We start from the raw sequence: 24,481 nt of genomic DNA, 5'->3' as shown, positions 1-24,481 counted from the left end.
TCAGCGCGTCGGGACGTTGGACAGGTCGAGGGTGCCGGCGGAGTTGCGGGCGTCGTGCGCCTGCACGCGAGCGAGGTAGTCGCGCGACTTCAGGACCTCGCCCTCGAGCACGCCGATGGTGGCAGACATCGAGTCGAGGGCCTTGAGCTTGAACTCGTCGATGGAGTCCATCGTGGCGTAGATGTTGGCGAACGCCGCCTGGAGCTGCTCCATGCCGATGGTCGAGGACGCGGCCTGCTCCTGGATGGCTGCGCTGTTCTCGCGCAGCATCTCCGAGGTCCGCTGGATCATCCCCGAGGTGGTCGTGTTGAGCGCCGTGATCTGGTCGAGCACCAGCTTCTGGTTGCCCAGCGCCTGCGCGACGATGACCGCCGTACGCAGCGCCGAGATGGTGGTCGTGGAGGCCCGGTCGACGCCCTTGATCAGCTCGACGTTGTTCTTGATGATGATGTCGATCGCGAGGTAGCTCTGGATCGAGACGGCGAGCTGGGTGAGCAGGTCCTGGTGCTTCTGGCGCACGTAGAACAGCACGTCCTGCGAGAGCGCCTTGGCGGCCTCGGGGTCGGAGAGCTCGAGCTCGGCGATCTTGGCCGCGAGCTTGGAGTCGAGCCGCTCGGCGACGTAGACGTACTGGTTGAGCCGGCCCATGACCGACCAGAGGTTGGTCTTCTCGAGGTTGAGCGCGACGTTGTCCTTGGTCAGCTCGTCCTGGCCGTTGCGCAGGCTGTGCAGGATGCCGTTGAGCTGGGTCTGGCTGGACTGGTACTTGCGGAAGTAGTCCTCGACCTTGTCGCCGAACGGCAGCCAGTCCATGAGCTTGCGGGTGCCCTTGGCCTCGCTCGGGTCGAGGTCCTCGATGGTGCGGCGCAGCTCGAGCAGGGTCTTGCCCACCTGGGAGCCCTGCGAGAGGCCGCCCTCCTTGAGGGCTCGGACCGGCTGGTTGAGCATCCGGTTGGACGTCTCGGCGGCCTTGCGGATGTCGGCGTCGCCCATCGTGCGCACGCTCTCGGCCTGCGCGGCGAACTCCGGGCTGCGCGCGGCCGTGCTGGTCAGCGCCTCCATGAACGAGTCGACCTTGCTGTCGAGCTCGGGCTTGGCCTCGGCCGACACCTGGGGCGCCATCTTGGGTGCCTGGGTCTCGATCACGAGCGCGGGAGCGGCAGGTGCGGTGAGGGTCAGCGCCTCCTCCGGCGGAGCCAGGGGCGCGGGCGCGGTCGCGGCCGCTGCGTCGTTCTCGGATCCAGCGGATGTGGTCATATTGTGCCTCCGGAAGCTGTGTGACTGCGCCGTCGGCGGAAGTCTGTCACGCCCCGGAAGCGCGCGTCTCTAGCTCGATCTCTGGCGCGACACGTCGACCACGAAGATCGGCAGCAGCGCCTGGGCGATCGGGCCGATCGTGAGCGCGAAGACGACGGTGCCGAGGCCGAGCTCGCCGCCCAGCAACAGCCCGATCAGGACCACGCTGACCTCGAGGCCGGTGCGGACCAGTCGCAGGGAGAGGCCGGTACGTCGGGCCAGCCCGGTCATCAGCCCGTCGCGGGGTCCGCGGCCGAGCTGGGCCCCGATGTAGAGGGCGGTGGCCAGCCCGCAGGTGGCCACGCCGAGCAGCATCAGGCCGACCTGGAGCGCCGGCGCGTCGGGCCGGTCGAGGACCAGGAGCGTCGCGTCGCAGGCGAGGCCGACCACGATCGCGTTGGAGATGGTGCCGACCCCGGGCATCTCCCTGAGCGGGATCCACAGGACCAGCACCACGAAGCTCATCAGCACGACCGCCTGGCCGAGCGTGATCGGGACGTGGCGGATCAGGCCGGAGTGCAGCACGTCCCACGGGGCGAGGCCGAGGTCGGCGCGGACCATCATCGCGAGCGAGGCGCCGTAGACGACCAGGCCGACGTAGAGCAGCACCAGCCGCACGCCCAGCCGGCCGGCGCGCAGCTGGGCCAGCGGGCCCAGCTCGACGAGGGGGGCGTGGGGCGCGACAGGCCGACCGGAGGACATGGGGTCCACCTTCTGCCAGATTGGCCCTTGAACAAATAGCCAATTGTGGAACAGTGGCCTGCATGAGCACGTCCACCTCCGCCGTCTCGGCCGGCCGCACCGCCGCTCTGGTCGGCGACTTCGACCGCAGCCCCGCCTACGCCGGCCTGGCCGACGCGCTGACCCTGCTGATCGGGGACGGGCGGATCGGCCTGGGCGCCCGGCTGCCCAGCGAGCGCGAGCTCACCGAGGCGCTCGGCGTCTCCCGCACCACCGTGACCCGGGCCTACGCCGCCCTGCGCGACAGCGGCTACGCCGAGGCGCGGCAGGGCTCGGGCACCTTCACCCGGGTGCCGGGCGGCCGGGCCCGCGCGCACGACCGCGCCCTGATGCCCCGCGACGGCGACCACGAGGCGATCGACCTCAACTGCGCGGCCGCGTCCGCTCCCCCGGGCGTCGCCGCGGCCTACGCCGAGGCGGCGGCCGAGCTGCCGGCGTACTTCGGCGGGCACGGCTACTTCCCCGCCGGCCTGCCGGAGCTCCAGGCCGCGATCGCCCGCACCTACGAGGAGCGCGGGCTGCCGACCGCGCCCGAGCAGGTCATGGTGACCCCCGGCGCGCTGTCGGCGGCCGCGATCGTGGCGCAGGCGTTCACCAGGCCGGGCGACCGGGTGCTGGTCGAGTCGCCGGTCTACCCCAACGCCACGAGGGCGATCCTCCAGAGCGGCGCGCGCCTGACCGGCGTCCCGGTGGACCCGGACGGCTGGGATCTCGGGGCCGTGGCCGCCGCCCTGCGTCAGGGCTCACCCCGGCTGTCCTACCTGATCCCGGACTTCCAGAACCCCACCGGTCACCTGATGACCGAGACCCAGCGGGAGGAGTACGCCGCCCTGCTGCGGCGGGCGGGCACGGTCGCCGTCGTCGACGAGGCGCACCAGGCGCTGGCGCTCGACGGGCAGGAGATGCCACGGCCGTTCGCGTCGTTCGCGCCCGAGACGATCACCATCGGCAGCGCGAGCAAGGTCTTCTGGGGCGGCCTGCGCCTCGGCTGGGTCCGTGCTCCCGAGGGCCGGATGGACCAGCTGACCGAGGCCAGGGTCGGGCTCGACCTCGGGGCACCGGTGATGGAACAGCTGGTGCTGATCCGGTTGCTTGCGCGGGGCGACGCGGTCGTCACGGAGCAGCGCGACCGGCTGCGCGAGCAGCGCGACCGGCTCGCCGCGGCGGTGACCGCGCGGCTGCCCGAGTGGCGCTACCGGCTGCCCGGCGGCGGTCAGTTCCTGTGGCTCCAGCTGCCCCGCCCGCTGGGCACCGCGCTCACCGACGAGGCCGAGCGCCACGGCGTGATCATCGCCCCCGGCCCGGTCTTCGCGGCCGAGGGCGGTCTCGACCAGTTCGTGCGGATCCCCTGGACCCGACCCCCCGAGGTGCTCGAGGAGGCCGTGACCCGGCTCGCGGGTGCCTGGTCCGTCGTACGCGACCGTCAGGCATCCACCCGCCGTACCTCCGCGCGGGTCATGGTCGCCTGACCCGCGACGTTCAGGTCAGGTCGACGGCGCGCACCGAGGAGGCGCTGATGGCGGTCTCGATCTCCACCAGGGAGTCGGAGGGGATCGCGGAGTCGACCGACAGAGCCACCAGGGCCTGGCCGCCCTTGGTGTCGCGGGCGACCTGCATACCGGCGATGTTGACCTGGGCGTCACCGAGGATCTGGCCGACGGTGCCGACCATGCCGGGCTTGTCGCTGTAGGTGAAGAACGCGAGGTGGTTGGTCGGCTCGATGTCGATCTCGAACCCGTTGACCTCGACCAGGCGCTCCTTCTGGTTGATCCCGACCAGCGTGCCGCTGACCGAGATCTGCGACCCGTCGGCGAGGGTGCCGCGGATGGTGATCAGGTTGCGGTGGTCGGGGCTCTCGCTGTCGGCGACCAGGCGCACGGCGGTGCCGCGCTCGGCAGCGAGCAGCGGAGCGTTGACGTAGGAGACCTGGTCCTCGACGACGTCGGTGAAGACGCCCTTGAGGGCCGCCAGCTCGAGCACCTTCACGTCGAACTCGGTGATCTCGCCACGCACCTCGACGTCGATCTGCTGGGCGACCTCGCCGGCCAGCGCGGTGAAGACGCGACCGAGCTTCTCGGTGAGCGGGATGCCGGGGCGGACGTCCTCGGCGATGACCCCGCCCTGGACGTTGACCGCGTCGGGCACGAGCTCGCCGGACAGCGCGAGCCGCACCGACTTGGCGACCGCGATGCCGGCCTTCTCCTGCGCCTCGTCGGTCGACGCACCGAGGTGGGGCGTGGCCACGACGTTCTCGAGCTCGAAGAGCGGGCTATCGGTGCAGGGCTCCTTGGCGAAGACGTCGAGGCCGGCGGCGGCGATGCGGCCGGTCTTGAGGGCGTCGTAGAGCGCGCTCTCGTCGACGATGCCGCCTCGGGCGGCGTTGACGATCACCAGCGAGGACTTGGCCTTGGCGAACTGCTCGGCGCCGATCAGGCCCACCGTCTCGGGGGTCTTGGGCAGGTGGACCGACATGAAGTCGGCCTCGGCGAAGAGGGTGTCGAGGTCGACGAGGCGCACGCCCATCTGGGCGGCGCGGCCGGCCTGCACGTAGGGGTCGTAGGCGATGACGTTCATGCCGAAGGCGCTCAGGCGCTGGGCGACGAGCACGCCGATCCGGCCGAGGCCGACGATGCCGACGGTCTTCTCGTAGAGCTCGATGCCGGTGTACTTGGAGCGCTTCCACTCGCCGTTTCGCAGCGCGGCGTGGGCCGGCGAGACGTGGCGCGCGGCGGCCAGCATCAGCGCGACGGCGAGCTCGGCGGCGCTGACGATGTTGGAGGTCGGCGCGTTGACGACCATGACGCCCGACTGGGTCGCGGCCTTCACGTCGACGTTGTCGAGGCCGACGCCGGCACGAGCGACGACCTTCAGCTTCGTGGCCGCGGCGAGGGCCTCGGCGTCGACCTTGGTCGCGGAGCGGACCAGGATCGCGTCGACGTCAGCGATCGCGGGCAGCAGCTCGGCACGGTCGGCGCCGTTGCAGCTGCGGATCTCGAAGTCCGGTCCGAGCGCCTCGACGGTGGCGGGGCTCAGCTCTTCGGCGATGAGTACGACGGGCTTGCTCACAGCGATGTCCTCAGGGTTGATGCGGAGGGGAGGTCGCACGACGCTGTGCCGGGTCCACGTTACCTGACCGTCACACGAGGAAATCAATCGCGCGGCTCTTGCGAGACTCCTACGCTGGTGACGTCCGATCCCCGACGACAGCAGGTCGACTTGAAGCTCTGAGGTGTCCGTCCCACCCCCGCTGGTCGAGCCGCGCCCACGCGTGCTCCCGGCGACCCTCCCCCACCTCAGGAGCTCGCATGTCTGCTGTCACCTCCCTGTCCTCCGTCGGCTTCGCCTGGCCCGACGGCACCCCGGTCTTCGACGGGCTCGACCTGCTCGTCGGCCCCGGCCGCTCGGGCCTGGTCGGCGTCAACGGCTCGGGCAAGTCGACGCTGCTACGCCTCGTCGCCGGCGCCCTTGCCCGGGACCGAGGTGTCGCGCGGCCGCACCGTCCTGACCACCGACGCGCTGGCCCTCCGCACGGGGCCAGGGTCGATCTCGACGTCCGCGGTACGGACCGGATCGCGGTCACCGGCCCCAACGGGAGCGGCAAGACGACGCTGCTGCACACGGTGGTCGGGGTGCTCCCGCCGAGCTCCGGGGCTGCGGTGACGCACGTGCCCGTCGGGCTGCTCGCCCAGCGGCTCGACCTGCTCGACGACGACCTCAGCGTCTTCGCCAACGTCGCGGCGGCCGCGCCCGGCGCCGACCCCAATGCGGTGCGAGCCAGGCTCGCGCGCTTCCGCGCCACCCTGGCCGCCGTACTCCTGGCCGACCCGGCGCCCCAGCTCCTGCTCCTCGACGAGCCGACCAACAACCTCGACTTCGCGTCGTACGACGCTCTGGTCTCCGCGCTCTCCTCCTACCGCGGCGCCCTCCTGGTCGCCAGCCACGACATCGCCTTCCTCGACGACATCGGCGTCGACCGGACCCTCGCGATGCTGGAAGAGTGACGCCCGTGACCCTCGAGACCGACCGGCTGGTCCTGCGTGACTGGGCGCCCGACGACGCCCCCGTGGTGCTCGACATCCTGAGCCGCGCCGACGTGGTGCGCTGGCTCGACGACGCCCAGCCCGTGCTGCTCACGAACCTCGACGAGGCGCGCGCCAAGATCGGCTCCTGGCAGGACCTGGTGCCGCCGCTGAAGCAGTGGGCGATCGACGTCCGCGACACCGGCGAGGTCGTCGGCTGGGTGTGCCTGGTGCCGATCCCCAGCTCGGACGGGCTCGTCCAGATCGGCTGGACGCTCCACCCCGACGCCCACGGCCACGGCTACGCCTCCGAGGCCGCCCGCACCGTGCTCGCACACGGGCTTGCGTCTGGGCTGCCGGAGATTCGCGCCCTCATGATCCCCGACAACGAGCCGTCCATCCGCGTCGCCCGGCGGCTCGGTATGCGCGACGTCGGCCTCACCGACCTCTGGTACGACGGACCGTCGCGGGTGTTCCTCGCGCCCTAGTCCAGCTACATTGCGCCGCGTGCGACCGCCTCCTCTGAGTTCGACCCGCGGCGATATCGAACGTCGCATAATACCGATCAGCCGGTACTCGCTGCGCCGATGTCGGTAGCCAGCTGTACCGCGATCCAGACTGTCCAGCCTATCGATATCGCAGCCAAGGAGCCGACGACGTGACTTCAGACGACACCGTCGGGCGCCGGCAAGGGGTTCTGGCCGAATGGAACGACGACCGGGGCTTCGGCTTCATCAGGCCGGTTGCTGGAGGCTCGCGGGTGTTCGTGCACGTGAGTGCGTTCCCTCGTTTCCCGCGGCCCGTCACCGGTTGCGAAGTCATCTACGCCGAGCTGCGAGACGAGCGCAACCGGGCGCGTGCATCGGAGGTGCGATACCTGGGCGTCGTATCGGCCAGACGTGCAGGGTCCAGCGGGATACCCCTGGCGATCGCTACCGCGCTGCTGTTCTTCATCCTCCTCGTGGGCCTTGTCGTGCTGGACGGGCTGCCCGTCACGCTGTTGGCTGCTTTCGGCCTGTTCAGCGGAGTTGCGTTCCTGATGTACGGCGCTGACAAGTCCGCTGCGGAGCAGGGCAGGTGGCGCACGTCGGAGTCCACCCTCCACACGATCGCCCTCATCGGGGGCTGGCCGGGTGCGCTGGTTGCGCGAAGGGTCTTCCGACACAAGACGACCAAGCAACCGTTCCGCACTGTCTTCTGGCTCACGGTCATCGCCAACTGCGTGGCACTCGCATGGTTCGTGCACGAGGCGCCTCTGTCACTGCCCTGACAGGGGCGGTCACCCCACCGCCTCGCACGTCACAAGACACGCTGCCCATTCGCGCAGCAGCGATCCCGGACGGCGTCGGACAGAGCTTCAGAGGCGAGGAGGTCTCCCCGCACCCGACCCCCGACGTCCGTACGAGCACCCTGACACATACTGCGAGGCATGAACCCCCGCCCGGAGACCGATCCCCAGGAGACCGATCCCCAGCCACGGGCGACGAGCGCGGTCGTGGTGACTGCGGAGGCGAAGCATCGGTCCCGCTCGCTCCAGCCGACGGTGCTGCGACGCGTGGGTGGCGTGACCCTGCTCGACCGGACGGTCAAGGTGTTGCGCGAGGCGGGAGTGACCCGGATCGTGGTGGTGGCCGGCTACCGGAGCGAGGACGTGGCGGCGACCATCCACTCCCACGGCCTCCCGGTCGAGCTGGTGGTCAACCCAGACTGGCAGCAGGGCACGTCGACCTCCGTGCTGGCCGGGCTCCAGCAGGTCGACGAGGACCGTTGCCTGGTCGTCATGGGCGACCACGTGTTCGAGGCCGACGACGTACGCCAGCTGATGGCCGCGCCTGGCCGCAACGTACTGGCCGTCGACCGTGACCCACAGCGCCAGGTGGGCGGCCTGGGAGGGGTGCCCCCCGTCCGGGTGCGGACCGCGGCCGACGGCCGACTGCTCGAGCTGGCGGCCGACCTGAAGGAGTACGCCGCGGTCGACGCCGGCCTCAGCTGCGTGCACGTCGCCGACGTCCTGGCCGCGACCGCCGACGCACCGGCGATGCCGTGGTCTGCCGTACGGCGGCGGATGCTCGACCACGGCTTCGAGGTGACCACCTGCGACTTCCACGGTCTCTGGGCGGCCGTCGACACGCCTGAGGGAGTGCGGGCCCTGGAGCGGGTGATGTGGCACCGGTACGGGCCCAAGCCGACCGACCAGATCATCGCCCGGACCGTCAACCGGCGGATCTCGGGGCCCTTGACCCGCCAGCTGCTGCGGACCGGGCTCAGCCCGCACGCGGCCACGGTGCTGGCCTTCGCCACCACGCTCCTCGCGTCCGGCTTGATCGCGGTCGGGGACCGGTGGGCGATGGTCGCGGGCGGGCTCGGCGTCCTGCTCGGCTCCGCCCTCGACGGCGTCGACGGCGAGCTCGCGCGAGTGAGCGGCCGGGCCTCGCGCCGCGGCGCCGCACTGGACACACTGCTGGACCGCTATGCCGACCTCGCCGTGGTGGTCGGCCTGGTCATCGGCGCCGGCCACACGGAGACCGCCTGGGCCTGGGGGTTCGCCGCCGGGTGCGGCTGCCTGCTGATCCCCTACATCCACGCGGTCGGCCGAGACACCGACGTGCGGTTGCTCTTCCGGCGCGAAGTCCGGTTGCTGCTCTTCGCCCTGGCGGCGGTCAGCGGCCTACCGCTGGTGGGGCTGGCGGTCATCGCCGTCGCGGCCAACCTCGACACAGCGCGCGGCGTGGTGCTGCTCCTGCGCGCGATGCACACCTGAGACCCGCCAAGCCGACCTCAATGGCGGATATCAACATGCATCTATCGGCGGCCTATCGCCCGGGCATGCCGACGCGCTCTGGGCGACACACGGTCGCGACCAGCTAAAGGCGCTTCAGGAGCTCGGCCTTCTTGTCCGTGAACTCCGCGTCGGTGAGGATGCCTTGGGCGTGGAGCGAGGCCAGTTTCGCGATCCGTTCGGCTGCATCCGGGACAGGCGCATCCTCCACGGTTCCCGACTTCTGCTTGCCCCTCGGTAAGGCAGAAGACGCGAAGCCAGCAATCTTCTCGGCTAGACCGGGAGGCACGTCCACTTCCGGCTTCGCAGACAGTTCGGTAGTGACTTGAAGGTCCTTCAGCAAGATGGATAAGACCATGAACTGTTTCTCAGGGAACCCGATGATCGACTGCTTGCCGCCGACCCACGTGACACGCACAGTGTGGCCCGAGTTGAAGGCTGCACCCACCCCAGCTCCAACGGCCTTGCCAACCCTCCCCGGAAGCGCAGCCATTGCCGCTGCCTGACCGATGATGCCGACGGCACCATCCCTGGCATCGACCTCCTCCCACTCGCTGACAGTCTCGGCGTTGATCCTGTGCCGCTTGAACGGGTTGGAGGGGTGCTGGATCGACAGGTCCCCGTTCTTAGAGAACGCAGTTGTCCCCCCGGAGTGCACGATGCCCCCGGCGAGGTGTCCACCGATGACGCGCCCCTGACCCGTCAACTCCTGGTAAAGCGCCATGCGAGGACTGTAAGACACGCCCGACTGACCGACCGATAGCCGACTTCCGCGGATACAGACGACGGGGAGCGTTGCGCGGACGCGGCCGGGTCGATTCGCTGTTCGCAGAGGCGAACGACACCCCCGGTGACGAGGATTGATTCTCCCGGGATGCTGATCCACCAAGCTCGTTCCACCGCCAGTGAACCGCCACCGTTCACGGGTCGGCATTCCGACCGATGAGGAGTTCACCCTCAAACGGTGAGTTCGAACCTGGCCAACCCGGGTGACGGGGTCATATGGGCGGCGCCGGGTGGAGCGGGCGCGCGGGAGCGATGTCGGTGGCCGGTGGGGGTGATGGTCACGACGGTGTGCCGGCCGTGTGGGTCGGGGACGGTGGTGGCGGTCCAGCCGGGGGCCTGCTTGGCGAGGTTGCAGCGCTGGCAGAGGCCCTGGGTGTTGGCCGCGGTGGTCGGGCCGCCGTCGTCCCATGCGGTGACGTGGTCGGTCTCGCGGATGGGGGCGCCGCACCAGGGGGTGCGGCACAGGTCCTGGTCGCGGGTGGCGACGAAGTCGGCCAGGGCGGCGGGGGCGAGCCGGGAGCGCGAGTCCATGGAGACCAGCTGGCCGGTGGTCGGGTTCACGTAGAGGCGGCGGACCCACAACCGGGTGGCGAGCGTGGCGTCCTTGACGAACGCCCGGGCCCACGGGGCGGGAACGGGTCCGTAGCCCGTGACGTGGACGGCGTCGTCGCCGGTGCCGAAGAACGCCCGGTCGGTCATCACGAGCTTGACCTCGACCCGGGGTGCGGCATCGGCCGGAAGGCCGGTGACGCGCTCGACCAGTGTGTCGGCCATGACCTGACCCTTGCTCCGCTCGTCGCCCTGGGCGCAAGCCGCGGCGGCCGCGGCGAGGAGGACGGCGTAGACGCTGACGGCCTGCTTGACCGGCAGCAGAGCGGTGACCCAGCACATGGTGTCGGGCGCCGGCCGGATGGAGACGTGGCGCTCGGACTCGGCTCGGCGGGCTCGCTCGGTGACCGAGGCGGGGTCGAGCTCGCAGGCGAGCGCCTTGGCCGCACGCTCGAGGCCGAGGTCGCTCATGGTTGCCGCCTCTCCCTCCGCGCACAGGCGCTCGTCGACGGCGAGGCGGTCGGCGAGCGGCAGGCAGGCGGTCTCGCGGGCGAGGATGGTGGCCCGCCACTCGTTGAGCCGGCCCACGCGCATCAGGGCCAGCGTGTGCGGCATCTCCCGCTCGAGGACCTTGGCGAGCCCGAGCAGCCGGGCGCCCTTGCTGGCCGACTCACGGCGGGCCAGGCCGATCTGCTCGGCAATGCCCTCGCCCACCCGCTCCGGGCGGAGCCCGGCCGCGACCTGGGCCGCACGCTGGGACTCGTCGAGCCGGACGGCGGCGGCGGCCTGGGCTGCGGCGGCGCTGCACTTGAGCTCCTCGGCCTCCCGGAGAAGGTCGATAAGCTGGGCGTCCGAGAGGTCGCTCGGGTCTTCCGCGAGGGCGGTCTTCGCCTCGCGGATCCGGGTGAGGAGCGTCTCGAACATGCGTTCGACACTAGGCCGGATGGCCGACGACGTCGAGGTGAGGCATCAGGGCGGTGGAGGAAGCCGCCGCAGGGCGGAGCTGTGGAAGCAAACTGGCGTGTCGGTGGTCCCACGCCGCGGGTCTTCTGCCCATGGAGACCCAGACCTTGGTCTGCACGGCCACGACCAAGGCCCGATGTGCCGGGGCCCGCGCCGCCCTTGACTGGTCGCGTGACCAGCGACGCCCGCCCCACCGCCCTCTCGGAGCGCGCGCTGGGCCCCGACCTCGCGCGCGGTTTCATGCTGCTCTTCATCGCGCTGGCCAACTCGCACTACTTCCTGCGCGGCGAGACGCCGATGGGCGGCTTCCCGATGGACGGGTCGCGGCTCGACGACGCCGCGACCTGGGCGATCTCGACGTTCGTCGACGGCCGGGCGTTCCCGATGTTCGGGCTGCTGTTCGGGTACGGCGTCGCGCAGATCGTGCGGCGGTGCTCGGCGCCGAGCCGGTCGCGCTGATGCTCGCCGGCGCGGTCGACCGACCCGGTCAGTCGACCCTGGAGCTGTGGGGTCCGCTCCACGATGCGAGCGGCGTCCTCGGCGGCTTCGGGTACGCCGCCCTCGTCACCCTGGTCGCCGTACGGCTCAACGGGACGCAACCGGTGGTCGACGCGGTCGCCGCGGTCGGTCAGCGCTCGATGACCTGCTACCTCGCCCAGTCGGTCGTGTGGATGGTCGCCTTCACGCCGTTCCTGCTGGACCTCTCCGAGCCGATCGGCGTGACCACCACCGCGCTGCTGGCGACCGCGACCTGGCTGGCCACCGTCGTGCTGGCGGACTGGATGCGCCGCACCGGGCGGCGCGGTCCATTCGAGGTTCTGGTCCGGGGGGTGACGTACGGCGAGCTCTAGCTCGGCGTCCGGGTCGAACGGCGCACGGCTGGGATCGACGTCGCGCCCGACCACTTTCCGTCGACCACGAAGTCGCAAAAGCGGAGGGCGGGCGGCGGCAGCTCGCGGCTGGTGGGCCAGGTGAGGCCGATGGTCCGGCGGGCGGCGTCCTCCTGGAGCCGCACCCCCACCGTGCCCGACACACCCGCGAACTGTTCGGGCACGAGCGCCACCCCGAGCCCCGCGGCGACCAGGCCCTCGATCGTGGCGAGGTCCTGGCTCTCGAACGAGACCCGGGGCGCGATGCCCGCGTCGCGCAGCAGACCGTCGATGAGGGACCGGTAGCCGAAGCCGACCGGCGTCGTGACGAGCTCCTCGTCCGCGAGCTCGGTGAGGCTGATCCGCTTGCGCCTGCTGAGTGGGTGGGTCGGCGGTACGACGAGCACCAGCCGGTCCTCCTGGAGCGGGTGCCAGCCGTAGCCGCCGGGAGGCCGCTCCGAGGTGATCGCGAGCTCGGCGGCGCCGGTCTCGAGGTCGGCGCGGATCTCGTGGGCAGGCTCCTGGCGCAGCACGACCCTCATCCGCGGCGCGTGCTCGTGGAACGACCGCAGCAGCCCCGGGACGAGCGAGGTCGCCATGCTGTCCAGGAACGCGAGGCGGACCACGCCCGTCTCCGGGTCGAGGACTCCCGCGAGGTCGGCCAGCAGCTGGTCGTAGCGCGCCACCAGCTCGCGCGCGCCGGCCAGCACCAGCTCGCCGGCGGGGTTCGGGTGGATCCCGTCGGACGCCCGCTCGAAGAGCCGGGCGCCGAGCTCGGCCTCCACCCTCGCCAGCGACCGCGACAGCGTCGGCTGGCTCGTGCGCAGCGCCGCCGCCGCGCCCGTGACGTGCTCGTGGTCGGCCAGCGCGAGCAGCCAGGACAGGTCACGGATCAGCACGCTCCTATCATACGTATTCTGCATACAGATCGCCCAGTATCAACATTGGACGTATCGCTGCCGGTGGCGCATCTTCTCCTGGTGACCACTACCGCGGAACGGGCGCTCGGCGAGGGACACCTGCCCGGCACCCCCGAGTACCGCCGCGTGGTCGCCGCCCTCGTCGCGGCCGGGGTGGCGACGTTCGCGCTCCTCTACAGCACCCAGGCGCTGCTGCCCGAGCTCGCGACGGAGTTCGGGGTCTCATCCGCGCAGAGCACCCTGTCGCTCTCGCTCACCACGCTCGGGCTCGGCGCGGCTCTCCTGGTCGCCGGCCCGTGGTCCGACGTTGTCGGCCGGACCCGGCTCATCCACCTCTCCCTGACCGCGTCCGCGGTGGTGGGCCTCGCCTGCGCGCTCGCTCCCTCGTGGTCGGCCCTCCTAGGACTGCGACTGCTCCAAGGTGTCGCGCTGGCCGGGCTGCCCGCGGTCGCCACGGCGTACCTGCGTGAGGAGATGCACCCCTCGAGCCACGCGCGCGTCGCCGGCCTCTACATCGGCGGTACGGCGCTCGGCGGCATGGCGGGCCGGCTCGTCGCCGGCCCGGTCGGCGACCTGGCGGGCTGGCGCTGGGGCCTCGCCGCGACCGCCCTCCTCGGCCTCGGCTGCGCGCTCGTCGTCCGCCTGGCCCTGCCCCCGTCGCAGCGCTTCCGGCCGGCACCCACCGGCGCCGGCGCGCTGCTCCGGATGGGGCGTCGGGCCGTCTCGGACCCCGGCCTCCTCGCGCTGTACGCCGTCGGCGGGTGCTCGGTCGGCTCCCTCGTCGCGGTCTTCAACACCCTGGGGTTCCGGCTGACCGGCGCGCCGTTCCACCTCGGCCTTGGTGCGGCCAGCCTGGTCTTCCTGGTCTACCCCCTGGGCACCGTCAGCTCAACGCTGTCGGGGCGCGGGGCGGACCGCTACGGGCGGCGCGCGGTGCTACCGGTCGGGTGTGCGGCGGCCGTGGTCGGCGTGGTGCTCACACTGCCGTCATACCTGCCCCTGGTCCTCGCCGGCCTCGCGCTGCTGACCGTGGGCTTCTTCGCCGTCCACGGCGTCGCCAGCGGCTGGGTGCCCGCCCGCGCGCACGCCGGCGGCGTCAGCAGCGGCCAGGCCGCGTCGCTCTACCTGTTCACCTACTACCTGGGCTCGTCGGTCTTCGGCAGCCTGGGCGGCCGCGCCTGGACCGTCGCCGGGTGGCCGGGTGTCGTGGCCCTGTCGACCGCGCTCCTGGTGATGACCGCGCTGCTCGCCCAACGGCTGCGGCACACGCCGACGCTCCTGGAGCCCTCCGTCCGGTGAGTCTTTCGGCTGTCGGCGTACGCCGCTAGCGTCGCGGCATGGCTGACTTCGCGGACCAAGACCTGGGCGGCTCCCGCTTCGAGCGGGTCGACCTGACCAACACGCGCTTCGAGCGCGTCCATCTCGAGCACGTCGAGCTGATCGACTCGGAGATGTACGACATGACGATCCGGGGCACCGACCTGATCGGGGTCCGGATGCACGGCGTCGAGATCGTCGACCTCGACATCGTGGGCGAGGTCATCAAGCTCACCGTCAACGGCGTCGAGGTCGCGCCCTACGTCGAGGCCGAGCTCGACCGGCGCCATCCAGGGCGCGCGCAGATGCGCCCTGACGACGCCGACGGCTTCCGGGAGGCCTGGGTGCTCCTCGACCGGCTCTGGGGCGAGACCGTCGAGCGCGCCCGGCGCCTCGACCCGGCCCAGCTGCACGAGTCGGTCGACGGCGAGTGGTCGTTCATCGAGACCCTGCGCCACCTCGCCTTCGCCACCGACGCCTGGCTCACCCGCGCGATCCTCGGCAACCCGTCGCCGTGGCACCCGCTCGAGCTGCCGTGGGACCAGATGCCCGACACCCCGGGCATCCCCCGCGACCGCGAGGCCCGCCCGTCGCTCGACGAGGCACTCGAGCTGCGCGAGGGCCGCCGCGACGCCGTCCTCCGCTATCTCGACGACCTCACCGACGAGGCTCTCGCGGCCGACACCGTGCCCGTCGAGGGCGGCGGGTGGCCGCCGCCGCAGAGCTTCCCGGTCAAGCAGTGCCTGCGGATCATCCTCAACGAGGAGTGGGAGCACCGGCTCTACGCCGAGCGCGACCTCGCCGTCCTCGAGGCCAAGAGCAGGGAGGCTCAGGCGAAGAGCGACTGACCGACCCACTCCCCCGGCTGCACACCCGGGGGTACGGCGAACAGCGCGGAGCCGGTGACCTTGAGGTACTCCATGAGCGCGTCGCTCTTGGCCATGGCGTTCTGGATCGGGATGAAGCCGGTGCGCGGGTCGCGCACGTAGGCGATGAAGAACAGCCCGGCGTTGAGCCCGCCGAGGGCGTCGCTGCCGTCGACGAAGTTGTAGCCGCGGCGCAGCATCTTGGCGCCGCCGTGCTGCTCGGGGTGGACGACGCGGACGTGCGCGTCGGCGGCGATGATCGGGCCGCTGCGGCCGGGCATCTCGAAGTCGGGCGAGGAGAACTCCTCGCCGCCCGACAGCGGCGCGCCACTGCCCTTGGTCCGGCCGACGAACGCCTCCTGGTCACCGAGCGGCTGGCGGTCCCAGACCTCGATGGTCATGTTGATCCGGCGGGTGACGAGGTAGGAGCCACCGGCCAGCCAGCCACCACGCGCGTCGTCACCCTCGCCGACCCACACGTGCTGCTCGAGGACGTCGCCCTCCTCGGCCTTCACGTTGGCCGTGCCGTCCTTGAAGCCGAACAGGTTGCGCGGGGTGTCCTGCGAGGTCGAGGTGGACGACGTACGCCCGAAGCCGAGCTGCGACCACCGCACCGCGACCGTGCCAAAGCCGATCCGGACCAGGTTGCGGATGGCGTGGACCGCGACCTGCGGGTCGTCGGCGCAGGCCTGGATGCAGAGGTCGCCGTAGGACCGCGCCGGGTCGAGGTTGTCGGCCGGGAAGTGCGGGAGCGTCTGGAGCGCCTCGGGCTGCCGCTCGGCCAGGCCGAACCGGTCGCGACCCTGCTCGTCGCGGAACAGGCCAGGCCCGAAGCCGAACGTGATCGTCAGGCCGCTGGCCGGCAGCCCGATCGCCTCGCCCGTGTCGTCGGGCGGGAGGTCGAGCGACCCCTCGACCGGGCCGATCTCACCCGCGCCGTGCCCCTTCGTCATCCGCTCGGCCGCCACCGTCCACGCCTGGAGGAGCGTGACCAGCTCCTCGCGCGAGTCGGTGGTGACGTCGAACGCCGCGAAGTGCAGCCGGTCCTGGGCGGGGGTGACGATGCCGGCCTGGTGCGGCCCGCGGAAGTCGTACGCCGCGGCGCGCGACGCCACGGGGCCCGCCCCGGGGTCGGCGGTCGCCCGGCCGGCCGCGAACGCGCCGGCCGCCCCGGCGGCGGCCACGCCGCCGCCGAGGAGCCCGCGTCGGGAGACTCGAGGAGTCATGGTCAGGACAGCACCGCGGCCGTCAGGCGCGACAACGGCTCGGACAGGGCGTTGACCGCGTCGGACAGGGCCTTGATCTCGTCACCGCTCAGCTCGTCGTAGTAGCGGAAGCCCTCGTCGGTGCGCTGGGCGTCGAGGAGCTCCTGCAGCTCGTCGAAGCGGCTCTCGAGCTCGGTGGCCAGCTCGGGGTCCTTCTGCTCCAGCAGCGGCTTGACGCCGTCGAAGCCGACCTTGGCACCGTCGACGTTGGCCTGGAAGTCCCACAGGTCGGTGCGCGACCAGTACTCCTCCTCGCCGGTGACCTTGCCGGTCGCGACCTCTTCGAGCAGGCCGCGCGAGCCGTTGGCGATCTGGTCGACGGTGAACGTGAGCTCCTGGATCCGGCCGTCGAGGGTCTCGGTGTTGGCGAGCAGGTCGTCGGCGTACGTCGCCCGCTCCTGGGCGGTCAGCGACTTGTACTTGCCGGCGCGGGCGGGCCACAGGTCCTTCTCGATGAGGTGCCAGCCGGTCCACTTCTGGCCCGGCTCGAGGTCGGCCTCGCGGGCGTCCATCTTCGGGTCGAGGTCGCCGAACGACTCGGCGACGGTCTCGATGCGCTCCCAGTGGGTGCGGGCGTCGGCGTAGAGCGCCCGGGCCTCGTCGTCCTGGTCGCCGGCCTTGTAGAGCTCGACGAACTCGCGGGTCTTGACCAGCAGCTGGTCGGACTGGTCCTGGACGTAGGCGGCGTAGTTGTCCTGCGCCTGGGTGACGAGCTCCTGCTCGTCGGCGCTGACCTCGACCTCCTCGTCGGACTCGGTCACGGTGAACTCCGCGCGGATGCCGTCGCCGGTCATGCCCGGCTTGCACGCGGTGACGTAGGTGCCGGCGGGCACGCTGGCGGTGAGCGCGCGGGTGATGTTGGGCCCGATGTTCTCGACCTCGGCCACGATCCGCAGGCCGTCCTCGGCGAGCAGGTAGAACTCCGTGACCTGCGAGCCGGTGTTGGTCACGTCGAAGCTGATCGTCCCGGCCGGCGCCTCGGTGGCCGACACCTCGCATGCGTCGTCGGACGATGCGACCGTCAGGGCCCGGGCGTCGTCGCCACCGCTGTCACCCGACGGCTTGGTGCTCTCGGTGCCACAGGCGGCGAGGGCGGGCGCCGCCACGAGCAGGGCGGCGGCGAGCCAGGAGAGTCGCTTCACGTGTTACTTCCTTCAGGGACGGCAGCGGAACGGGGTGAGGCAGCCGAGCGGCGCCTGGTCATGCGGAAGAACAGGTAGGACACCGGGACGACGTATGCCACCCAGGCGACGGTCTCGAGCACCGTGCTGGCGGGCGAGAAGTTGAAGATCCCCTTCAGCAAGGTGCCGTACCAGGAGCCCGGCGGGATCGTGCCCGAGACATCGAAGGCGAGGGTGTTGAGCCCGGGCAGGAACGCCGCCTCCTGGAGGTCGTGGACGCCGTAGGCGAGCACGCCCGCGGCCACCACGATCAGGAAGGCACCGGTCCAGGTGAAGAACTTCGTGAGGTTGATCGAGATCGCGCCGCGGTAGAGGAGGTAGCCGAGCACCACCGCGGTGACGATGCCCGCGAGCGCCGCCAGCAGCGGCTCCCCGGTCTGCTGGGCCGTGGGCGCCAGGTCGCGGCCGATCGCCGCCTGCGTGTTGGTCCAGAGGATCAGCGCGGTCTCGAGACCTTCGCGCCCGACCGCGAGGAACGCCACGACGACCAACGACCAGGAGCGCCCTTCGGCGGCGAGGTCGATCCGGCCGCGCAGCTCAGAGCCGATGGTCCGGGCGGCGCCGGCCATCCAGAAGATCATCCAGGTCACGAACACCACGGCGACCAGGGACAGGGTGCCGCCGATCAGCTCCTGGGTCTCGAACGTGAACTGACGGGACTGAAGACCCAGGCCGAGCGTGATCGCGACGCTGAGCAGGACCGCCAGGGCGACGCCCATCCAGATCCGCGGCAGCAGGTGCCGACGCTCGGACTTGACCAGGTAGGCCACCAGGATGCTGACCACGAGGGCAGCCTCCAGCCCCTCACGGAGCCCGATCAGGTAGTTCGCCAGCACAAGCGGGCATGCTACCGCGTCAGATTAGGTATGCCTAACCAAAGTCGCCGGTCGGGACGGCCGCTCAAATCGGGCACCCGTCGGGCCCGCAGACCTCACCACCGGCGTCCCCGCGCACCGTCTGGAGCACGGGGTGCGACTCCGACCAGGCCTGCTCGAGCACCTGGGTGAAGGCCGCGGCCGGCTGGGCGCCGGAGATGCCGTAGCGCGCGTCGATGACGAAGAACGGCACTCCCGTAGCGCCGTAGGCGCGGGCCTGCGCGATGTCGGCGGCGACGGCGTCGGCGTACTCGTCGGAGGCCAGCACGGCGTCGACGCGCTGCGGGTCGAGGCCGGCCGCGACGCCGGCCCGGCGGAGCACGGCGTGGTCGCCGACGTCCTCGGCGCGCACGAAGTACGCCGCCAGCAGGCTCTCCTTGAGCTCGCGCTGCTGCGCGGGGCCGCCGGTCTCGAGGGCGAGGTGGAGCAGGCGGTGCGCGTCGATGGTGTTGGTGTGGACGTTGTCGAAGAGCCGGAACGCCAGCCCCTCCTCCGCCGCGGTCGCGACCACGCCCTCCATCCGCTGGCGCATCTCGGCCTCGCTGCTGCCGTACTTGCGGGCCAGCGTGGTCAGCGTGCGCTCGTGCCCGTGGTGCGGAGCCGAGGGGTCGAGCTCGAAGGAGCGGTAGACCACCTCGACCTCGTCGGCGTGCTCGAAGGTGCCCAGGGCGGTCTCCAGACGGCGCTTGCCGATGTAGCACCACGGGCAGACGACGTCGGACCAGATCTCGATGCGCATGCCGGTTGAACACGCTCGGCCGGTGGTCTGTTCCGGCGCAACCCTGAGGCCGTCTCGGGGTCGGGGTGGGGGTCCGGTCCGGGGGCAGGTCAGAGCGTTCCCCGATGTGGGGAGGTGCCCCTGGCCGCGAGGCTTCTCGCATGATCACCATCGACTCACTCACCAGGAAGTACGGCGACTTCACCGCCGTCGACAACGTCACCTTCGAGGCGCGCACCGGGCGCGTCACCGGCTTCCTCGGCCCCAACGGCGCCGGCAAGTCCACCACCATGCGGGTGATGGTCGGCCTCACGCCGCCCACGTCCGGCTCCGCCCTCATTGACGGGCGCCGCTTCGCCGACCTGCCCAACCCGGGCCGCGAGGTCGGGGTGCTGCTCGACGCGTCGGCCCAGCACGCCGGCCGCACCGGCCGCGAGATCCTCACCATCGCCCAGCGCACCATGGGGCTCCCTAAGGGCAGCGTCGACGCGATGCTCGAGCGGGTCAGCCTGACCGACAACGAGGCAAACCGCCGGGTCCGCAACTACTCGCTCGGCATGCGGCAGCGGCTCGGTATCGCCACCGCCCTGATCGGCGACCCCCACGTCCTGATCCTCGACGAGCCCGCCAACGGGCTCGACCCCGCCGGCATCCGCTGGATGCGCGACCTGCTGCGCGGCTACGCCAACCGCGGCGGCACCGTTCTGCTGTCCTCGCACCTGCTGCACGAGATCGAGGTCATCGCCGACGACCTCGTGGTCATCGGCAACGGCCGGATCGTCGCCCAGGGCACCAAGTCCGAGCTGCTCGAGGCCGCCGGGACCGTCGTACGAAGCGACGACCTCCCGGGCCTGGTCCGGGCCCTCGACGCCGCCGGCCACAGCGGCACGCCGTACGCCGACGGTGCGCTGCGTACCGACGCCGACGCCTCCACCATCGGCAAGGTCGCCCTCGCGGCCGGCGTCGCCCTCACCGAGCTCCGCGCCGCCGACGGCGCCGGGCTCGAGGAGATGTTCCTCGAGCTCACCGCAGACACCCAACGAGAAGGAGTAGCGGCATGAGTGCCGTCACGATCGAGACCACCACCGCCGTCGACCGACCGGCCGACACCGCCCGGCCCGTCCACGCGCCCATCCCGCTCGCCCGGGTGGCCGGGGTCGAGCTGCGCAAGATGTTCGACACCCGCTCCGGCTTCTGGCTGATGGCCAGCATCGGCATCACCGCCCTGCTCGCCACCGGTGCGGTGATTCTCTTCGCGCCGAACGACGAGCTCACCTACGAGACGTTCGCGACCGCGATCGGCTTCCCGATCGCCGTCATCCTGCCGATGGTCGCGATCCTGGCCGTCACCGGTGAGTGGAGCCAACGCACCGGCCTCACCACGTTCACGCTGGTGCCGCACCGCGAGCGCGTCATCACCGCCAAGCTCCTCGTCGCGGTCGGGGTGGGTGTGGTCTCCATGTTCGTCGCCGGCGTGATCGGCGCCCTCGGCAACATCCTCGGCACCGCCATCACCGGGACCGACACGATCTGGAACGTCTCGGCGGTCGAGTTCTCCTACATCATCCTGGCCAACGTGCTCGGCATGCTGATCGGTTTCATGCTCGGGGTGCTGATCCGCAACTCCCCCGGCGCGATCGTGGGCTACTTCGTCTACTCGTTCCTGCTGCCCACGCTCTCGCTGCTGCTCGCCTCCAGCCAGCAGTGGTTCGAGGACATCCAGCTGTGGATCGACTTCAACTTCGCCCAGGGCGCGCTCTTCGAGGGCGAGATGTCCGGCGAGGCCTGGGCCCAGCTCGCCACCGCCGGCACCCTCTGGCTGGTCATCCCCCTCGCCGTCGGCCTCGGCCTGGTGATGCGCTCCGAGGTGAAGTGACCCGCCCGAAACTCACCGAAAAACACGTTGACCCGCCCGAAAGTTTCGGGCGGGTCAACGTGTATTCGGCGTCTCAGCGGGCGGAGGTGCCCTCGACGTAGTCGGAGTCGTGCGACTTCACCCAGGCCATGAGCTTGCGGAGCTCGCGGCCGGTCTTCTCGATCGGGTGGGACTCGCCCTGCTCACGGAACTTCGTGAACTCCGGGGAGCCGTTGTCCATGTCGGTGATGAAGCGCTCGGCGAACGCGCCGCTCTTGATGTCGGCGAGGACGTCCTGCATGTTCTTCTTCACGTCGGGCGTGATCACGCGCGGGCCGGAGACGTAGTCACCGAACTCGGCGGTGTCGGAGACCGACCAGCGCTGCTTGGCGATGCCGCCCTCATACATGAGGTCGACGATCAGCTTCAGCTCGTGGAGGCACTCGAAGTAGGCGACCTCGGGCTGGTAGCCGGCCTCGGTCAGGACCTCGAAGCCGTACATGACCAGCTGCGAGGCGCCGCCGCAGAGCACGGCCTGCTCGCCGAACAGATCGGTCTCGGTCTCCTCGGTGAACGTGGTCTTGATGCCGCCGGCGCGCAGGCCACCGATGCCCTTGGCGTAGGACAGGGCCAGCGGCCACGCGGTGCCGGAGGCGTCCTTCTCGACGGCGACCAGGACGGGGACGCCGCGGCCGTCGACGTACTCACGACGCACGAGGTGGCCGGGACCCTTGGGCGCGACCATGAAGACGTCGACGCCCTCGGGCGGGGTGATGTAGCCGAAGCGGATGTTGAAGCCGTGACCGAAGACCAGGGTGTCGCCCTCGGCGAGGTGGGGTGCGATCTCCTCGGCGTAGAGCTTCCGCTGGTGCTGGTCGGGCGCGAGGATCACGATGACGTCGGACTCCTCCGCCGCCTCGGCGGGGGTCACGACGCGCAGGCCCTCGGCCTCGGCCTTGGCCCGGCTCTTCGAGCCCGGCTGGAGGCCGACGCGGACGTCGACGCCCGAGTCGCGCAGCGAGAGCGCGTGGGCGTGGCCCTGGCTGCCGTAGCCGATCACCGCCACGTTCTTGCCCTGGATCAGGGACAGGTCGGCGTCATCGTCGTAGAACATCTCAGCCACGTCGGGCTTCTCCTTCTGGTGGGTTCAACTAAAGGGTAAGTACAAGAGGTACGTCGGTCAGCCCACGGCGGGCGGGGCCGGCACGACGACCGGGCGCAGGCTGCGCTCGGAGATGGACCGGGAGCCGCGGCCGATGGCGACCTGGCCGGACTGCACGAGCTCGCGCACCCCGAAGGGCTCGAGCACGCGCAGGAAGTCGCCGATCTTGGCGGAGTTGCCGACCAGCTGGATGGTGACCGCGTCGCTGGCGACGTCAATCACCTTGGCGCGGAACAGCTGGACGGTGTCGAGCACCTGGCCGCGGGTCTCGGCGGTGGCCGCGACCTTGACCAGGACCAGCTCACGGTTGACCGAGGCCTGCGGGTCGAGCTCGACGATCTTGATCACCTCGACCAGCTTGTTGAGCTGCTTGGTGACCTGCTCCAGCGGGGACTCGTCGACGTTGACCACGATCGTCATCCGCGAGACCTCGGGGTGCTCGGTCGGACCGACCGCGAGCGAGTCGATGTTGTAGCCGCGTCGGCTGAAGAGGCCGGCGATGCGGGCGAGGACGCCGGGCTTGTTCTCGACCAGCACGCTCAGGGTATGAGAGGTCATCAGAGGTCGTCCTCCTCGAAGTCGGGCGCCAGGTCACGGGCGTACTTGATGTCGTCGTTGCTGGTGCCGGCGGCGACCATCGGCCACACCATCGCGTCGCGGTGGACGCGGAAGTCCACGACCACGGGCACGTCGTTGATCTCCATCGCCTTGCGGATGGTGGCGTCGACGTCGGCAGGGTCCTCGCAGGCGAGCCCGACGCAGCCGTAGGCCTCGGCGAGCTTGACGAAGTCGGGGATCCGCTTCGAGTGCAGGTCGGTGTTGGAGTAGCGCTCGTTGTAGAAGAGCGTCTGCCACTGGCGGACCATGCCGAGCGACTCGTTGTTGATGATCGCGACCTTGATCGGGATGTCGTTGATCGCGCAGGTGGCGAGCTCCTGGTTGGTCATCTGGAAGCAGCCGTCGCCGTCGATCGCCCAGACCGTCTGGTCGGGGCAGCCGACCTTGGCGCCCATCGCGGCGGGCACGGCGAAGCCCATGGTCCCGAGGCCGCCGGAGTTGATCCAGGTCATGGGCTTCTCGTACTTCACGAACTGGGCCGCCCACATCTGGTGCTGGCCGACGCCCGCGGTGTAGATCGTGTCCTCGCCGGAGATGGCGCCGAGCCGCTCGATGACGTACTGCGGCGCCAGCCCGGTGGCCGGGGTGTCGTAGCCGAGGGCGTACTTGGTCTTGACCCCGGCCAGGAACTCCACCCAGGCCTCGTAGTCGCCGGAGTGGCCGGCGTCGGCCTCGGTCTGCAGCGCGACGATCAGGTCGCCGAGCACCTCGCGCACGTCGCCCACGATCGGGACGTCGGCGTGCCGGTTCTTGCCGATCTCGGCCGGGTCGATGTCGGCGTGGATGACCTTGGCGCCCGGCGCGAACGAGTCGAGGTTGCCGGTGACGCGGTCGTCGAAGCGGGCGCCGAGGCTGATGATCAGGTCGCTGCGCTGGAGGCCGGCGACCGCGGCGACGGTGCCGTGCATGCCGGGCATGCCGAGGTGCTGCGGGTGGCTGTCGGGGAACGCACCGCGAGCCATCAGTGTGGTGACGACCGGCATGCCGGTCAGCTCGGCCAGGACCTTGAGCTCGCGGTGTGCGCCGGAGCGGATGGTGCCGCCGCCGACGTAGAGCACCGGACGGCGCGACTCGAGGATCAGCCGGGCGGCCTCGCGGATCTGCTTGGCGTGCGGACGGGTGACGGGGCGGTAGCCGGGCAGGTGCAGCTCGGAGGGCCACTCGTACGTCGTCATCGCCTGGAGCGCCGACTTGGCGACGTCGACCAGCACCGGACCCGGTCGGCCGGTGGAGGCGATGTAGAACGCCTCGGCGACCGTGCGCGGGATGTCGGCGGGGTCGGTGACCAGGAAGTTGTGCTTGGTGATCGGCATCGTGATGCCGCGGATGTCGGCCTCCTGGAAGGCGTCGGTGCCGATCGAGGCGGCGCCGACCTGCCCGGTGACGGCCACCATCGGCACGGAGTCCATGTGGGCGTCGGCGATCGGCGTCACCAGGTTGGTCGCACCCGGGCCGGAGGTCGCCATGCAGACGCCCACCTTGCCGGTGGCCGCGGCGTACCCCTGGGCCGCGTGACCCGCGCCCTGCTCGTGGCGTACGAGGATGTGCCGGATCGAGGAGTCCATGAGCGGGTCGTAGGCGGGGAGGATCGCGCCGCCCGGGATGCCGAAGATGTTCTCGGCGCCCGCTGCTTCCAGTGACTTGATCAGGCTCTGTGCGCCTGTGAGCTGCTCGCTCATCTGGTGGTCATCCTTCGTCTGGT

The 24,481-nt window shown here is 71.0% G+C and carries 24 protein-coding genes; 11 read left to right on the top strand and 13 right to left on the bottom strand.

Annotation, left to right across the window (positions count from 1 at the left end; translation table 11 throughout):
- Both BLR90_RS00245 and yczE read right to left on the bottom strand, forming a co-directional pair.
- Window positions 1–1,257, bottom strand: a complete 1,257-nt coding sequence (locus BLR90_RS00245; protein WP_091021514.1) for a toxic anion resistance protein — start codon at window positions 1,255–1,257, stop codon at window positions 1–3.
- A 69-nt stretch (window positions 1,258–1,326) separates the two neighbouring features.
- The gene (gene yczE / locus BLR90_RS00240) at window positions 1,327–1,998 is read right to left on the bottom strand and encodes a membrane protein YczE (RefSeq protein WP_091021512.1); all 672 of its coding nucleotides are present in this window, start codon (window positions 1,996–1,998) and stop codon (window positions 1,327–1,329) included.
- A gap of 62 nt (window positions 1,999–2,060) precedes the next feature.
- Here yczE and yczR point away from each other — a divergent pair, with 62 nt between their 5' ends.
- Window positions 2,061–3,506, top strand: coding sequence for a MocR-like transcription factor YczR (yczR, locus tag BLR90_RS00235; protein ID WP_091021510.1), 1,446 nt, complete (start codon window positions 2,061–2,063; stop codon window positions 3,504–3,506).
- Window positions 3,507–3,516: 10 nt separating this feature from the next.
- Here the strand turns inward: yczR and serA are convergent, their stop codons facing one another.
- Complete coding sequence (serA, locus tag BLR90_RS00230) at window positions 3,517–5,103, bottom strand: phosphoglycerate dehydrogenase (RefSeq protein WP_091021508.1); 1,587 nt, start codon at window positions 5,101–5,103, stop codon at window positions 3,517–3,519.
- 239 nt (window positions 5,104–5,342) lie between these two features.
- Between serA and BLR90_RS00225 the strand changes: the two genes are divergently transcribed.
- From BLR90_RS00225 to BLR90_RS00210, 4 genes are all read left to right on the top strand, one after another.
- The gene (locus BLR90_RS00225; RefSeq protein WP_091021506.1) at window positions 5,343–6,038 is read left to right on the top strand and encodes an ATP-binding cassette domain-containing protein; all 696 of its coding nucleotides are present in this window, start codon (window positions 5,343–5,345) and stop codon (window positions 6,036–6,038) included.
- 5 nt (window positions 6,039–6,043) lie between these two features.
- A complete protein-coding gene (locus tag BLR90_RS00220; protein WP_091023094.1) occupies window positions 6,044–6,544 on the top strand; it encodes a GNAT family N-acetyltransferase in 501 nt (166 codons plus the stop codon).
- A 170-nt stretch (window positions 6,545–6,714) separates the two neighbouring features.
- On the top strand, window positions 6,715–7,326 hold the full coding sequence (locus tag BLR90_RS00215) for a DUF1294 domain-containing protein (protein WP_091021504.1): 612 nt from the start codon (window positions 6,715–6,717) through the stop codon (window positions 7,324–7,326).
- A 159-nt stretch (window positions 7,327–7,485) separates the two neighbouring features.
- A complete protein-coding gene (locus BLR90_RS00210) occupies window positions 7,486–8,817 on the top strand; it encodes an NTP transferase domain-containing protein (protein ID WP_091021502.1) in 1,332 nt (443 codons plus the stop codon).
- Window positions 8,818–8,920: 103 nt separating this feature from the next.
- Here BLR90_RS00210 and BLR90_RS00205 read toward each other — a convergent pair whose 3' ends face one another.
- Complete coding sequence (locus BLR90_RS00205) at window positions 8,921–9,559, bottom strand: SHOCT domain-containing protein (RefSeq protein WP_170254233.1); 639 nt, start codon at window positions 9,557–9,559, stop codon at window positions 8,921–8,923.
- Between the two features lie 233 nt (window positions 9,560–9,792).
- Window positions 9,793–11,094 carry an HNH endonuclease gene (locus tag BLR90_RS00200; protein ID WP_091021498.1) on the bottom strand — a complete coding sequence of 434 codons (1,302 nt, stop codon included), beginning with the start codon at window positions 11,092–11,094 and terminating at the stop codon, window positions 9,793–9,795.
- Between the two features lie 210 nt (window positions 11,095–11,304).
- Here BLR90_RS00200 and BLR90_RS21350 point away from each other — a divergent pair, with 210 nt between their 5' ends.
- Both BLR90_RS21350 and BLR90_RS00195 read left to right on the top strand, forming a co-directional pair.
- Window positions 11,305–11,592, top strand: a complete 288-nt coding sequence (locus tag BLR90_RS21350) for a DUF418 domain-containing protein (protein WP_245715068.1) — start codon at window positions 11,305–11,307, stop codon at window positions 11,590–11,592.
- On the top strand, window positions 11,565–11,984 hold the full coding sequence (locus tag BLR90_RS00195; RefSeq protein ID WP_245715067.1) for a DUF418 domain-containing protein: 420 nt from the start codon (window positions 11,565–11,567) through the stop codon (window positions 11,982–11,984). The genes BLR90_RS21350 and BLR90_RS00195 overlap by 28 nt, the downstream gene beginning before the upstream one ends.
- On the opposite strand, the gene BLR90_RS00190 is transcribed toward BLR90_RS00195, so the two are convergent.
- Window positions 11,981–12,901, bottom strand: a complete 921-nt coding sequence (locus BLR90_RS00190; RefSeq protein WP_091021496.1) for a LysR family transcriptional regulator — start codon at window positions 12,899–12,901, stop codon at window positions 11,981–11,983. The two genes, BLR90_RS00195 and BLR90_RS00190, sit on opposite strands and share 4 nt — an antisense overlap.
- An 81-nt stretch (window positions 12,902–12,982) precedes the next feature.
- Here BLR90_RS00190 and BLR90_RS00185 point away from each other — a divergent pair, with 81 nt between their 5' ends.
- Both BLR90_RS00185 and BLR90_RS00180 read left to right on the top strand, forming a co-directional pair.
- Window positions 12,983–14,221, top strand: a complete 1,239-nt coding sequence (locus tag BLR90_RS00185; protein ID WP_091021494.1) for an MFS transporter — start codon at window positions 12,983–12,985, stop codon at window positions 14,219–14,221.
- Window positions 14,222–14,259: 38 nt separating this feature from the next.
- The gene (locus BLR90_RS00180) at window positions 14,260–15,087 is read left to right on the top strand and encodes a DinB family protein (protein ID WP_091021492.1); all 828 of its coding nucleotides are present in this window, start codon (window positions 14,260–14,262) and stop codon (window positions 15,085–15,087) included.
- On the opposite strand, the gene efeB is transcribed toward BLR90_RS00180, so the two are convergent.
- The 4 genes from efeB to BLR90_RS00160 form a co-directional block, all read right to left on the bottom strand.
- Entirely contained in the window at window positions 15,069–16,331 is a 1,263-nt protein-coding gene (gene efeB, locus BLR90_RS00175; protein WP_091021490.1) for an iron uptake transporter deferrochelatase/peroxidase subunit, read from the bottom strand. The genes BLR90_RS00180 and efeB overlap by 19 nt on opposite strands.
- 2 nt (window positions 16,332–16,333) lie before the next feature.
- Window positions 16,334–17,512, bottom strand: coding sequence for an iron uptake system protein EfeO (gene efeO, locus BLR90_RS00170; RefSeq protein ID WP_218029331.1), 1,179 nt, complete (start codon window positions 17,510–17,512; stop codon window positions 16,334–16,336).
- Window positions 17,509–18,387, bottom strand: a complete 879-nt coding sequence (gene efeU, locus BLR90_RS00165; protein WP_091021488.1) for an iron uptake transporter permease EfeU — start codon at window positions 18,385–18,387, stop codon at window positions 17,509–17,511. The genes efeO and efeU overlap by 4 nt, the downstream gene beginning before the upstream one ends.
- Before the next feature lie 64 nt (window positions 18,388–18,451).
- Window positions 18,452–19,165: a DsbA family oxidoreductase gene (locus tag BLR90_RS00160; protein WP_091021486.1), complete on the bottom strand. Its 714-nt coding sequence runs from the start codon at window positions 19,163–19,165 to the stop codon at window positions 18,452–18,454.
- Between the two features lie 140 nt (window positions 19,166–19,305).
- Here BLR90_RS00160 and BLR90_RS00155 point away from each other — a divergent pair, with 140 nt between their 5' ends.
- Together BLR90_RS00155 and BLR90_RS00150 are read left to right on the top strand one after the other, a co-directional pair.
- The gene (locus BLR90_RS00155; RefSeq protein ID WP_091021484.1) at window positions 19,306–20,205 is read left to right on the top strand and encodes an ABC transporter ATP-binding protein; all 900 of its coding nucleotides are present in this window, start codon (window positions 19,306–19,308) and stop codon (window positions 20,203–20,205) included.
- Window positions 20,202–21,020, top strand: coding sequence for an ABC transporter permease (locus tag BLR90_RS00150; protein WP_091021482.1), 819 nt, complete (start codon window positions 20,202–20,204; stop codon window positions 21,018–21,020). Before BLR90_RS00155 ends, BLR90_RS00150 begins: the two co-directional genes overlap by 4 nt.
- Before the next feature lie 73 nt (window positions 21,021–21,093).
- Here the strand turns inward: BLR90_RS00150 and ilvC are convergent, their stop codons facing one another.
- Genes ilvC through BLR90_RS00135 form a run of 3 tightly spaced genes read right to left on the bottom strand, consistent with a single transcriptional unit; the run spans window position 21,094 to window position 24,458 of the window.
- Complete coding sequence (gene ilvC / locus BLR90_RS00145) at window positions 21,094–22,122, bottom strand: ketol-acid reductoisomerase (RefSeq protein ID WP_091021480.1); 1,029 nt, start codon at window positions 22,120–22,122, stop codon at window positions 21,094–21,096.
- A gap of 57 nt (window positions 22,123–22,179) precedes the next feature.
- Entirely contained in the window at window positions 22,180–22,719 is a 540-nt protein-coding gene (gene ilvN, locus BLR90_RS00140) for an acetolactate synthase small subunit (RefSeq protein WP_091021477.1), read from the bottom strand.
- On the bottom strand, window positions 22,719–24,458 hold the full coding sequence (locus BLR90_RS00135) for an acetolactate synthase large subunit (protein WP_091021475.1): 1,740 nt from the start codon (window positions 24,456–24,458) through the stop codon (window positions 22,719–22,721). Before BLR90_RS00135 ends, ilvN begins: the two co-directional genes overlap by 1 nt.
- Between the last annotated feature and the right edge of the window lie 23 nt (window positions 24,459–24,481).

The organism is Nocardioides szechwanensis (assembly GCF_900103935.1).
Lineage (GTDB): Bacteria > Actinomycetota > Actinomycetes > Propionibacteriales > Nocardioidaceae > Nocardioides > Nocardioides szechwanensis.
The sequence above is the reverse complement of the archived record's forward strand: the minus strand, read 5'-3'. Positions and strand labels throughout refer to the sequence as shown.